Source organism: Flavobacteriales bacterium, from assembly GCA_020635395.1.
GTDB lineage: Bacteria > Bacteroidota > Bacteroidia > NS11-12g > UBA9320 > UBA987.
In genome coordinates, this window is the sequence record JACJZV010000004.1 from 298,927 (window position 1) to 311,946 (window position 13,020).

8 protein-coding genes are annotated in these 13,020 nt (G+C 39.8%); 5 read left to right on the plus strand and 3 right to left on the minus strand.

Annotated elements, in window-relative coordinates; genetic code table 11:
* Positions 1-50 precede the first annotated feature (50 nt).
* The 4 genes from H6607_12475 to H6607_12490 are packed head-to-tail and all read left to right on the plus strand — an operon-like array spanning position 51 to position 5,672.
* Positions 51-1,256 (plus strand): glycosyltransferase family 4 protein, encoded by a 1,206-nt coding sequence (locus H6607_12475; GenBank protein ID MCB9263181.1) that lies wholly within the window; start codon positions 51-53, stop codon positions 1,254-1,256.
* Positions 1,253-3,427: an alginate lyase family protein gene (locus H6607_12480; GenBank protein MCB9263182.1), complete on the plus strand. Its 2,175-nt coding sequence runs from the start codon at positions 1,253-1,255 to the stop codon at positions 3,425-3,427. Before H6607_12475 ends, H6607_12480 begins: the two co-directional genes overlap by 4 nt.
* 1 nt (position 3,428) lies before the next feature.
* A complete protein-coding gene (locus tag H6607_12485; protein ID MCB9263183.1) occupies positions 3,429-4,727 on the plus strand; it encodes a glycosyltransferase in 1,299 nt (432 codons plus the stop codon).
* A 12-nt stretch (positions 4,728-4,739) separates the two neighbouring features.
* On the plus strand, positions 4,740-5,672 hold the full coding sequence (locus H6607_12490) for an isoaspartyl peptidase/L-asparaginase (GenBank protein MCB9263184.1): 933 nt from the start codon (positions 4,740-4,742) through the stop codon (positions 5,670-5,672).
* Between the two features lie 32 nt (positions 5,673-5,704).
* Here H6607_12490 and H6607_12495 read toward each other — a convergent pair whose 3' ends face one another.
* Positions 5,705-6,574: a cyanophycinase gene (locus tag H6607_12495; GenBank protein ID MCB9263185.1), complete on the minus strand. Its 870-nt coding sequence runs from the start codon at positions 6,572-6,574 to the stop codon at positions 5,705-5,707.
* A 137-nt stretch (positions 6,575-6,711) separates the two neighbouring features.
* Between H6607_12495 and cphA the strand changes: the two genes are divergently transcribed.
* The gene (cphA, locus tag H6607_12500; GenBank protein ID MCB9263186.1) at positions 6,712-9,336 is read left to right on the plus strand and encodes a cyanophycin synthetase; all 2,625 of its coding nucleotides are present in this window, start codon (positions 6,712-6,714) and stop codon (positions 9,334-9,336) included.
* Between the two features lie 26 nt (positions 9,337-9,362).
* Here cphA and wecB read toward each other — a convergent pair whose 3' ends face one another.
* Together wecB and H6607_12510 are read right to left on the minus strand one after the other, a co-directional pair.
* Positions 9,363-10,460: a UDP-N-acetylglucosamine 2-epimerase (non-hydrolyzing) gene (gene wecB, locus H6607_12505; GenBank protein ID MCB9263187.1), complete on the minus strand. Its 1,098-nt coding sequence runs from the start codon at positions 10,458-10,460 to the stop codon at positions 9,363-9,365.
* A gap of 6 nt (positions 10,461-10,466) precedes the next feature.
* A complete protein-coding gene (locus H6607_12510; GenBank protein MCB9263188.1) occupies positions 10,467-13,016 on the minus strand; it encodes a hypothetical protein in 2,550 nt (849 codons plus the stop codon).
* Positions 13,017-13,020: the final 4 nt, after the last annotated feature.

Sequence of the window (13,020 nt, forward strand, 5' to 3'; positions counted from 1 at the left end):
TCAAAAATAAAACATATCTAATGAAATTTATACTCCCTACCTTTGCCCCCTTGAAAGGATTATACATACGGTCGGTATATTTTTTAGGAGTTACTGCAGGTGGCAGCGTTACTCATACTAGTGGCGTTATAAATTCCCTCTCAAGTAAAACTGAACTTAAGGTTATTGCTAACGAAAAACTACCTGAAGTTGAATGTGAAATTAAAATAATTTCTCCTATTTTAAAAAAAATTCCGGTGTTTGGAGAACTATTCTACAACCTAAAAATGTTGTACAATCTACGCAATTTGGATGGAGAGAATTATTCTTTTGTTTATCAACGATTCAGCGGTGAGTCTTTCTGTGGAGCGTATTTTGCATCAAAAAATAAAATCCCATTTATTCTTGAATTCAATTCATCTGAAATTTGGAAATTGAAAAACTGGAGCAAAACCAATAGTGCCATAAAGAACATATTTAAGACTTCAATTCAGTTGCCAATAGTTCAAAAAATTGAAAAATACAACCTCAAAAAGGCTGCATTAATTGTGGTTGTTTCTGAGGTATTGAAAGAAAATTTAATTGAATTCGGAATTGATAAAAATAAAATTTTGGTAAACCCTAACGGCGTAAATACGGATAAGTTCAATGCCATAGAAAAAGATCTATTATTATCAAAATCGTTAAACCTAGAAAATTATTTTGTCTTTGGATTTATCGGCACCTTCGGAAAATGGCATGGGGTTATGGAGCTTGCCCAAAGCATCATTCTGTTTTTTGATCGATTTCCAGAACTCGTCGGTAAGGTAAAATTTTTGATAATCGGCGATGGTAAGCTGTTTCAAGAGGTGGAACTTTTGATAAATCAATCAAAATATCGCAACAACGTTGTTTTAACAGGCAAAATACCACAACAGGAAAATGCAAGATTTCTGCAAATTTGTGATGCTTTCGTTTCTCCACACATACCAAATCCCGATGGAACTAAGTTCTTTGGCTCTCCTACCAAACTTTTTGAATATATGGCTTGCTCGAAACCAATCATAGCCAGTAACCTTGATCAAATCGGCGAAGTTTTAGAACACAATAAAACAGCTTTTTTAGTTGAACCAGGGAACATTTTTGAATTAGCATCTGCCTACAAAATTGTTTTTGAGGACAAAACGCTTCAAAGTAATCTCGCGAATGCTGCATATACAGAAGTCTGCAGCAGATATACTTGGGATGCACATGTGGATAGAATTTTAGGCTGTATTGAAAAGAAATTAGCTGGATGAAAATAATTGCTACCATCAAACATCTTTCGAAGTTCCCTCCTCATATCATATTGAGTAAGGTGAAAAATCGATTTAAACAAATTAGAAACAAGAAACAACTTTCAAACTTATATGTAAATACAGACACTAGACTTTCTCAGAAAATATCAGTATCCAAGCTTTTCAACCAGTCCTTTTTATCAATTTTCGGTCCTCCCCACCCCCTCTCCACCTTTTCACTTCTCGGCAGTGGTCTAATCCATAATTTTTATGACACAGAGACATTAGGTCTTGAAAATTACAAATACAATCAAAACCTTGATATTAAAGAGTTTGACAAAAACGGTGATTGGCTTGGACAAGTAGTGCTCCCATCCCAGTTGGATTTTAGCAAAAATTGCTGGATTGAAATTTTGAAGTTAAATCCACGCTATAAGCCAATTGATTGGCAAAAGGATTTTAAAAGCGGTTTTCGGTGGAGTGCCAAACATTTGTTTGATGAGCAAAGAAAACTTATGTCCGAAAAAAAGGGTGTCGATTTAAAAGTACCTTGGGAGTTATCGCGTCTTCAACATTTGCCAATGGCAGCGATTTTTGCTTCGCAAAAATCGCCCGACAACGACAAATTAATCTCTGAAATTTACTGCCAAATACTCGATTTTGTGATGGCCAACCCCATTGGAATGGGTGTAAATTTCAATTGCCCAATGGATATTGGCATCCGAAACGCCAACATTTTGTTAACCCTCAATTTTTTGCCAAAAGAAAAGGAGAATAGTCAGAATAATGGACTTATAGCTAATTATATAGCAGAAAGCACCAAACATATTTTGGAAGACATTGAATACCGCGACGGCCTCACATCCAACCATTATTTAGGTAATGTTTTGGGTGTTTTGTTTGCTGGTGCTTATCTCGAAAATCATAAAAACGCAGACCAATGGCTTGCTTTTGGCATTCAGGAATTGGAACGAAGTATGGCTCGCCAATTTTTTGAGGATGGCAGCAATTTTGAGGGCAGCACGAGTTATCATCGGTTGAGTGGAGAAATGATGATTTGGGGAGCAGCGGTAGTTCTTTCTCTGTCGAAAGACAGAATCGAAAAACTAAAAGCATATCAAACAAATGGATGGAAATATGAGGCTCCACTTTTTAAACCACATAAGCAACAATTTGATTTTGAGCATTTTATTCTCTCAAAATCTTTTTGGTGCAAGCTAAAAAAGAGTTTGTTTTTTGCTGAAAATATCTCAAAACGGAATGGAGAAATTCCGCAATTTGGCGATAATGACAGCGGTCGGTTTGTGCGATTAACCCCTGTTGGTAAATGGATTTCTGCCCAACAAGCCGCAGAAAAATACATCAGCCTGCCAAAAAATTATTTTGAAAAATATCCCGCGGAACAGTTTTGGGATGAAAACCACTTGAACCATGCAGGGTTTATCAGTTCGGTGTATGGGTTGATGGGAAAAAAGCCAAGGAATCCTTTGCATTTCGCTGCTGCCGAATATGATTTTTTTGACTCAATTGTACAACAAACCCCACAATTTAGAAGCTATTTTAACGATTTATCTGGCTCAATTTTGCAGCCTGTTGCAAACCAAATTCCACCGCTCAGTTTTGCATTTCACAAAGAAAAAACCTTCGATTTTTCGGATAGAGAAGTTGAATTTACAAACAAAATAGAACTAAATTATTTTCCTGATTTCCAATTAGCTGTGTTAAAAAACGAGTACTTTTACCTTGCCTTAGCGGGTATATCCAACCCAAAACAGCACCACTCATTGGGCCATACGCATAGCGACAAATTGTCGGTAGAATTGCAAGTGCAGGGCGATGACATATTATTAAATCCGGGTACCTATTTGTACACTCCCATTCCGGAGTACCGTGAGCTTTTTCGTTCCGTAAAATCGCACAACACCATTAGTGTGAACGGCCAAGAACAGAATACTCCACTTCAGGGCAACCTCGGACTTTTTAATTTGAAAAATGAGGTTCGATTTGAATTAATTTGTTTGACAGAAACAGAAATAATTGCCCAAATTAGATACCGTAAAATCATTCATCGGCGAAGAATAGAAATCAACCAAAAAACCATTAAAATTGAAGATTGGTGCAATTTTGATTTCATCCAACATTGGAATTTAAACAACATATACTCAAACGGTTACGGTCAAAGAATACGATAATTTGAAAAAATTTTTACTCATAGCCTATTATTGGCCTCCTGCTGGCGGAGGGGGTGTTCAGCGATGGTTGAAAATGACCAAATACCTTCCCTCTGAAGGCTGGAAACCCATTGTTTTTACTCCCGAAAATGGCGAAGCACCTGTGGTGGATGAGTCTTTGTTAAATGAGGTAAGTGCGGAGGTACAAACCTTAAAAATTCCGATATGGGAGCCTTATGGATTTTATAAAAAATTCACCGGGAAAAAATCAAACGAAAAGGTTTACTCCGGATTTATAAACGACAAAAAAGAGAGCTTTGCCCAAAAGGCATCCGTTTTTATTCGAGGTAATTTTTTCATTCCAGATGCCCGTAAATTCTGGATTCGACCTTCTATTAAATTTCTAACCAATTATTTGAAAGAAAACCCCGTAGATGCCATTATTTCTACCGGACCGCCACACACCACGCACCTAATTGCATTGGGTGTTACAAAAAAAATGAACATCCCGTGGGTGGCAGATTTTAGAGATCCATGGACCAACATTGATTTTTACGACCAACTAAGACTTACCAAATGGGCGGATAAAAAACACCGAAAATTAGAGCAATCTGTTCTGAAAAATGCCACTGAAATTGTGACAGTTAGTTCGCACTGGGCAGATGATTTTAAAAAACTTTGCAACCGCAATATAACCGTTATCCGCAATGGTTTCGACCACAATGATTTTGGAAATGCCGAGGTAAGGTTGGACTCAAAATTCAGTATTTGTCATATTGGGTCAATGAATAAAGACCGAAATCCTGAAGCGTTTTGGATAGCCTTGAATAAGTTGGTAAAAGAACACGAAAACTTTTCTAACCAATTAGAAATCAAATTGATTGGCCAGGTAGATCACAGCATTTTTAGTTCTATCGAAAAATTTGAATTAAAAACCCACCTGAATCACATTCCGTTTTTACCGCATAAATCGGCCATTGCAGAACTCGAAAAATCTCAAGTATTGCTCATTCCAATCAACGACACTCCAAACAGTCTGGGCGTGGTTCCCGGCAAAATTTATGAATATTTGGGTGCCAACCGACCCATTTTAGGCATCGGGCCAAACACAGGAGATTCGGCCAAAATATTGGATGATTCAGGTGCAGGCAAAATGTTTGAATATCAAGACGTTGAAGGTATTCGCAAGCAAATTTTGGCCTATTTTGAGGATTATCAGTCAAAAAATCTTAGTGTAAAACAAAACGAGATTATGAAATACAGCCGCAAGTCGATGGCTCAACAATATGCCAAATTACTAAACAATATTTTGTCGTTATAAAATGGTTATCCTATGTCAAATAATATAATATCTATTGCAATTCATGGAGGAGCAGGCACTTTGTTGCCGGAAGGAATATCTACCGAACAAGAAAAAACCTATAAATCAGCCCTATCGGAAGCATTAAATGCGGGATACTCGGTGTTGGAAAAAGGCGGAGATGCACTTGATGCCGTAGAAACAGCTGTAAAAAGTTTGGAAGATTGTCCATTGTTTAATGCTGGTAGAGGAAGCGTTTTTACGGCCAATGGCTCACACGAAATGGACGCATCCATTATGGAGGGTCTAAACCGAAATGCAGGAGCCGTATCTTTGGTGCAAGGTATAAAAAACCCCATTTCATTGGCACGGGCTGTGATGGAAAAATCTGGCCATGTATTTTTGGCTGGGCAAGGTGCAATGGATTTCGCCAAGCAACTGGAAATTGAATGTTTGTCCGATGAATATTTCTTTGACCAATATAGATTTGACCAATGGCAAACGGTTAAAAACACCGATCAATTCCAACTTGACCACACGTCAAAAGAGCATAAATTCGGCACTGTAGGAGCTGTAGCCTGCGATATTAGGGGCAATTTGGCAGCTGCCACATCCACCGGAGGTATGACAAACAAAAAGTTTGGACGTGTTGGCGACAGCCCGCTTATTGGATGCGGCAACTATGCCAATAACCAAACATGTGCTGTTTCGTGTACCGGAAGCGGTGAATATTTTATCAGAAGTGTTGTGGCCTACGAAGTTTCTGCCCTCATAGAATTTAAAAATTTGAGTTTGGAAGAGGCTTGTGCAGAGGTTATACATAAACGGTTGCCCCTTCTAAATGGCGATGGAGGTCTAATAGCCGTTGATAGTAAAGGAAATTTTTGTATGCCGTTTAACACCGCAGGAATGTATAGGGCAGCAAAAAATAACCGCAATGTAGAAGTGGTTGCCATTTTTTCATAAATATAGCAAACCTTTCCGTTTGTTATCTTATACTAATTAAAAGGGGCATCAATAGGTAATACCGCCACTTTTTTGGTTGAAAGAGTATATCGGTCTGAGTTTGACAAGACATGCACTTTCAAATTAGTGATGGTCATGGGGGTGCCGGGTTCTAATAGGGCTTCGCTGTTGTGTTCTATTTCGCTGCCATCAAAAATAATAACCATACCCGTGCCTATTACTTTTAAATCATCTCCATTTTTAATTACCACACCCGTATTTTCAGACAAGCCTATGCCCAAAATTGACGGAAACTTCGCCACGGCCTGAGCAATTCTGCCAAACCTTCCGCGTTGCACAAAGTGTGTATCAATCATTATTTGCGGCAGCCACCCCATGCCCTTCGACATTTTTACTGTACCTTTTACAAAAGATTCGGATGCAATACCACCGGCAATCATTTCTTCCGACATAGCCATCGCTCCTGCACTGGTTCCGGCAAGCACAAATTCTGGGTCGTTGGCATATCTATTGGTAAGTATTTCGTGCAAGGCACTACCTCCAATTATTTTGGTAATTTTTGATTGGTCGCCGCCCGAAAACATCACACAACTGGATTTTCTAACTATCTCAAGATTTTTAGGATTGTTGGCGTCTGCTTTTTTCCGAATATCCAGCACCGTTACATTTTTACAACCCAACAATTCAAAGGTTTGAATGTAGGTTTGACCAACCTCAACCGGAATGCTGGAAGCCGTTGGAATAACAACAAAACTTTTGTCTTTTCCTCCGCTTTCCCGCACCACATGCGAGATAATTCCCTCCTGAATAAATTCGAGTGTCTCGGTTTCACTTCGGTTGATATCATCCCCTTTATCCTCGTTTCCGCCAATCGGAATTAATATACCCTTCGCTTTAAACATTGTTTTTATCGCCTAATAATTTTGGGGGCAAAGGTATTTCAGCCATTCAATTAAAAAATATTGTATTTGAAAGGTTTACTTATTATCATTGTTCGTTGAATTGTTTCAGAAGTTTTATCAAGATTTATTAGAGAAACGTGAAAATAGTAGAAATAAATGCTATGCGTGGACCAAATTATTGGTCTGTAAGACGACACAAACTTATCGTTATGGTGTTGGATTTGGAAGAAATGGAAGATCGTCCATCCAATAAAATTGATGGATTTTACGACTGTCTGGTAAATCTTTTTCCTTCCATGCAATCCCACCGATGCTCGGTAGGCACCGAAGGAGGTTTTTTTCAGCGTGTAAAAGAAGGCACTTGGATGGGACATATCATCGAACACATCGCTCTCGAATTGCAAACTCTGGCCGGAATGGATGTGGGGTTTGGCCGCACCCGCGACTACGGACAAAAAGGCGTTTACAACGTGGTATTTGCCTATATGGAAGAAAAGGCAGGCAGATATGCGGCAGAAGCATCGGTGAGAATTTGTCAATCATTGATAGACAATAAACCGTATGATTTAAGCGATGACATTCAGGAACTTCGTGAAATAAGAGAGCAAGAAAGACTTGGCCCAAGCACAGGTTCGATTGTGGAAGAAGCCGAAAAAAGGGGTATTCCGTGGATACGGTTAAACAGGTATTCGCTTTGCCAATTGGGCTATGGCACCAACCAAAAGCGTATTCAAGCCACGGTAACGAGCGAAACCAGCAACATTGCCGTTGAATTGGCCTGCGACAAAGAAGAAACCAAATATTTGTTAGAGCAAGCCGAAGTGCCTGTGCCTCGGGGCGAAATAATAAGAAGAGAAAGCAGCCTTGCCTCAACCTGCGACTATGTGGGTTTTCCATTGGTTATAAAACCAGTTAACGGCAATCATGGTCGTGGCATAACGGTAAATATTAACAACTACGACCATGCTTTGGAAGCCTTTAGAGAAGCCCAGAAAGTCTCTTCCTCCATTATTGTGGAGCGATTTGTTACGGGTGAAGATTTTAGACTGTTGGTTATTAATCATAAGTTGGTGGCTGCTGCCAAAAGAACTCCGGCACACATTGTTGGGAATGGGATTGACACCATACAAACGTTAATAGACAAGGTTAATGAAGATCCTCGAAGAGGATACGGACACGAAAAGGTGCTAACTCAAATAACGGTTAACGAACTCACGGCATCATTAATTAAAGCCAAAGGTTACACCCTCGAAACCATATTGCAAAATGATGAAAAACTGTATTTAAAAGATACCGCCAACTTGAGTACCGGAGGCACATCGGAAGATGTTACAGACATAGTACACCCATCGAACGTGGCTATGGCCGAACGCATTTCCAAAATTATTGATTTAGATATTTGTGGAATAGACATTATGACCACAGATATAAGCAAACCCCTTTCTGAAACAAGAGGGGCTGTTTTGGAAGTAAACGCCGGGCCGGGTTTTAGAATGCACCTTGCCCCAACCACTGGTCTTGCACGAAATGTGGCCGCTCCGGTTATCGACAAATTATTCCCTCCCGGTAGCACTGCCCGAATACCCATTATTGCCATTACGGGTACTAACGGAAAAACTACAACCACCCGCCTAATTGCCCATATTTTAAAAATGAAGGGATACAAAGTTGGCTACACCACTACGGATGGGGTATATATTCAAAATCAATTGCTGATGAAAGGCGATTGCACTGGACCATCGAGTACGGAGTTTGTGCTAAAAGACCCAACCGTAAACTTTGCCGTTTTAGAAACCGCCAGAGGTGGCTTGCTGCGAGCAGGTCTGGGATTTAAAAACTGTAATGTAGGCATTGTTACCAACGTTGCCGCCGACCACTTGGGCTTAAAAGGCATTCACACCATCGAGCAATTGGCCAAAGTAAAAGGGGTAATTCCCGAAACCGTATTACCCGATGGTTATGCCATATTAAACGCTGACGACCCATTGGTGTATGATATGCGGAAAAATCTAAACTGCAATGTGGCACTATTTTCTATGGATGAAGAAAACATTCATATTAGGGCTATTCAAAAACTTGATGGCCTATGTGCAATCTATGAAAATGGATATATCACCATTTGCAAAGGCACTTGGAAACTTCGAGTTATCAAAGCTATTAATGTGCCTCTAACCTTTGGCGGAAAAGCCAAATTTATGATACAAAATGTGCTTCCCTCTGTGTTGGCAGCGTATGTTCAGGGGGTAGAAATAGAAGATATAAAATCAGCTCTCGAAACCTTTATGCCTTCTGCCTCGCAAACTCCCGGAAGACTCAATTTATTTAACTTTAAAGATTTTTCGATACTGTTAGATTATGCCCATAACCCCGCCGGAATGAGGGCTCTGCAACAACTTACCGACAATATGGAAGCCACCAAAAAAGTTGGCATCATTGCGGGCATTGGTGATAGACGGGTCGAGGACAACAACGAAATTGGCAGCATTGCCGCCGAAATGTTTGACGAAATAATCATCAGACAAGATAAAAGGCTACGCGGCAAAACCGAGCAGGAACTTATCAAAATGTTGGATGATGGAATAAAAATGAAAGATGCGAGCATAAAAACCACCATCATTCCGTCGGAAAAAGAAGCCATTATTCATGCGGTAAAAACAGCAGAAAAAGGCTCGCTGATTGTGTTGTGTAGCGACGTGGTGCCAGATGCGTTGGAATTGGTTAAGAAGCTAAAAGAGGAGGAAGCTGCCAGATTGTATGCGTAGTTTTTTTCTTTTTGTTCCTCTTCAGTTTATAAAATTTCACTAAGAATTTTAACAATTCTTTCGGTTGATTTTCCGTCCCAAAGGGGCGGAATTTCTCCCTTTTTGTAGGTTCCATCCGATATTTGATCGATATACGACTCAACCAATTCAGGCTCAAACGGCACTAAAGTGTTTGTTCCTACATCAATGGTTATTGGCCTTTCGGTGTTAGGCCGAAGGGTAAGGCACGGCACTTGCCTAAAGGTGGTTTCTTCTTGAATGCCTCCACTATCGGTTAATACAAATTTGCACGAAGCCGTCAATTTTTGAAATGCAAAATAATCGAGCGGAGCTGTCAGAATGATTTGTTTATTAAGTTCCACTTCGTCTAACAATCCATGATTTTCGAGGCTTTTGCGAGTTCGTGGGTGTATCGGAAAAACAATTTTATAATTCTTTGAGGCGTGATTAATTATCCGCATCAACTTATCCAAATTCTCTTTTGTGTCCACATTGGCTGGCCGGTGCATGGTCATCAACACAAAACCTTTTTCTTCCAACCCATATTCTTGTAGCACCGGGCTTTGTTGAATTTGAGGTTCAAAAGCCACCAGTGTGTCAATCATGGTGTTGCCTACAAAATGAACCCTTCCAGCAGCCTTTTCGTCTTTTAAATGATTTAAGCCACTTTGCTCTGTCACAAAAAATTCGTCGGTTATTTCATCGGTCAGCAATCGGTTAATTTCTTCGGGCATGGTGCGGTCAAAACTTCGCAAACCACTTTCTAAATGAGCCAACCGTGTGTCGGTTTTATTGGCTGCAATGGCCGCTGCCAATGTGGAGTTTACGTCACCCGGTGTTATTAAAATGTCGGGTTTCCATTCGTTCAAAAAATTGCCCAACTGCACAATTATTTCTCCGATTTGAGCCACCGGACTCAATCCCTTCAATTCCAGAAAAACATCGGGTTTACGAAGGCCAAATTGCTCAAAAAACACCTCCGACATGTTTCTGTCGTAGTGCTGTCCTGTATGAATCAGTTTGAAATCAAATAAATCTCCGTAGGTATTAAAAACCTTTTCAAACTGAGTAATCTTAATAAAATTGGGTCGGGTGCCGACCACAATTCCCACTTTTTTACGCATTAATTTTTATTTCTTTTTATGAACTACTTTTTTGGTTTCAGGCATCGGAAGTGCATCTAATTTTTTGTATTCCATAAATAGCCAACCCAACAATAGCAGAATAATAATTGACGATGAGGCATACGAAATTTTTTCGCCAGTATAATATTTCGCAGGTTTAAACTCGAATACAATTTCGTGGTTTCCGGCAGGAATTTTCATGCCTCGCAATAAATAATCGGTGCGAATGTGGCTATAATTTTCGGGTAACAATTTATTGTCGAGATACACATTCCAACCCACATTGGGGGCATAATAAATTTCGGAGAATACAGCAAATTCTTCTTTGGCTGTGCTGGATTTGTACACCAAGCGATTGGGCTCATAACTTGCCAATTCAATTTTTCGAGTGCTACTGCTGTCCACCGGCTTATTTATTAACGATTTGGTGTAGTCTCCAAAATCTTTGTCATGCACAATGGCCGTGGTAGCGGTGTTGAAGGTTTCGAGGGTTTTTAACTCTTCTGTTGCCGTGCTTACATGAATAAAACTATCAACAAACCATGCATTGCCCAATGCTCCTGCATTTGGAATAACCTGGCCTTGATTATTGATAAAATATTTCACGTTGAACATATCCATTATATTGGTGGTGGTGAGTGGCGACCGCAGGAAGGTATCAATTACATCCTGAATTCTACCCATTTTAACGGCACTGTATCCGCCAACGGTGTTATGGAAATAGCTGGCGAAGCTTGTGTTGAATGTATTAATTGAACCGTCAAACACCCGATAATATCCTCTGCCTTTTGGCTCTTGTTGCATAATGGCATTGTCCACAGGGCGAGCAACAAACGGTCTGTCAACTTTTGATTTTTCGACAAATTCGTCGGTAGATAGATATTTGTTATTTATTCCAATCATATCTATCAAAACCAAAATGCCCACAATACCTAACACATAATTTAGTTGCAGTTTTTTAGTTACATAAAGCCATAATGACCCACCGACTAACAAGACAAATATTAGTGTTCGTATAGCACTTGCTCTAAAATAATGAACCCTATCATCCATCAATAACGACATGTAATTGTCGAAGTTTTGCTGAGTTTGAAACTGACCCTGATAGCGAGCAAAAAGTAAGTCATCTTCAAAATGGCTAAAGCTAAATAAGCTACCTCCTAACAAGATACAAATGGCCGACAAACCGCCAACGATGCCAACTGACCAGAACAAAATTTTAATCTTTTCTTTTTCAGATTTTTTTGAATTGATGAATTCCGACAAACCATAAACTCCAACAATGGCAAAGAAAACAGCTGCCACGCCCATGGCTGAATTGTGCGAACGGAAGGTTTTATATTTTGGGAAATGCTTAAAGGCAAACTCATTCAATAGCTCAAAATGTTTTCCAAAACTCAACAACGCTATCAAAATCATTGCTGCAAAAATGCCATAAGCCCAAGCCTTATTTTCGATTGAAAACAGGCCAATAACAACCATCAAAGCCAAAACCGCCCCGAAATATACGGGTCCGGAAGTGCTTTCTGCTCCACCCCAATATAGCCAGTTAATTACATCAGACTTGTAGGTGTCTGTAACTTTATACCCTTCTCCAGCCTTTTCTCCAGTACTTCCTCCAGCTGCACCAGGTATGAAAGTAGCCAAAAAGTCTATTGAGTTATTGCTCCACAACATAGCATAATCCCAGTCCAAACCCGCAGCATCTGCCGCAGCCTTTGCCCTTTCTTCTTCTGTCATGCCTTTGGCTTTTTCCAAAGCGGCTTCTTTTTTTAACTCCGAGTTGCCCCTCATGGTAAATTTGGCATACTCCAGCGTTGGATATAGTTTGCCAAAAGAAGGCCCCACAGCCAAAATACCCGCAATAAGCATAATACCTACGGATTTTAAATAAGGCATAATGGCATTTTGTTTAAGGGCATAAACCAAATAAAAAACCATAAATAAGCCCAAGCCAATAGCAAAATAATAGGTCATTTGATAGTGTGTGGCTGCCAAATTGAGTGCCATGGCCAATAAAAATACTATACCGCCAGCAAGGTATTTTCGCTTTTCGAGGAGTAGATAAACGCCGGCAATAGCCAACGGTAAATACGATATGGCTCTAAACTTACTGGTATGTCCTTCGGCAAACAAAATAACATGGTTGGTACCCAGCGAAAAAGCCAACCCACCGATAATGGATAGCCAATGGTTTACTCCCATCACCATCATTAAAATATAAAAACACAAAGCAGCTGTAAAAAACCAAGCGATTGGTGCATTAAACCACAAGTGAAGTATGGGTTCGATATATTTGGCCACAAAGTTTCCGTTTTGTGGCGAACTGATTTGATACATGGGCATACCACCAAACATGGCGTTGGTCCAAAGGGTATATTTTCCCGTTTTTTCATGATAATCGTTGGCCTCTTTTATCATGCCTTTTCCCTCCTGAATATCCCGCATATTCACGGCCAAACCTTCCAACTGAGGATGAAAATAGGTTGCAAAAACACCTAAAAAGATAGCCACTGCAATCAAGTGGGGCTTTGCCAATTCAAACCATTTATTCATTTTT

What these genes read in the sequence shown, in the direction of transcription:
- H6607_12480 (MCB9263182.1), top strand. Translation starts at nt 1,253, where the DNA reads ATGAAAATAATTGCTACCATCAAACATCTTTCGAAGTTCCCTCCTCAT.
- H6607_12495 (MCB9263185.1), bottom strand. Translation starts at nt 6,574, where the DNA reads ATGTTTAAAGCGAAGGGTATATTAATTCCGATTGGCGGAAACGAGGAT.
- H6607_12510 (MCB9263188.1), bottom strand. Translation starts at nt 13,016, where the DNA reads ATGAATAAATGGTTTGAATTGGCAAAGCCCCACTTGATTGCAGTGGCT.
- wecB (MCB9263187.1), bottom strand. Translation starts at nt 10,460, where the DNA reads ATGCGTAAAAAAGTGGGAATTGTGGTCGGCACCCGACCCAATTTTATT.
- H6607_12490 (MCB9263184.1), top strand. Translation starts at nt 4,740, where the DNA reads ATGTCAAATAATATAATATCTATTGCAATTCATGGAGGAGCAGGCACT.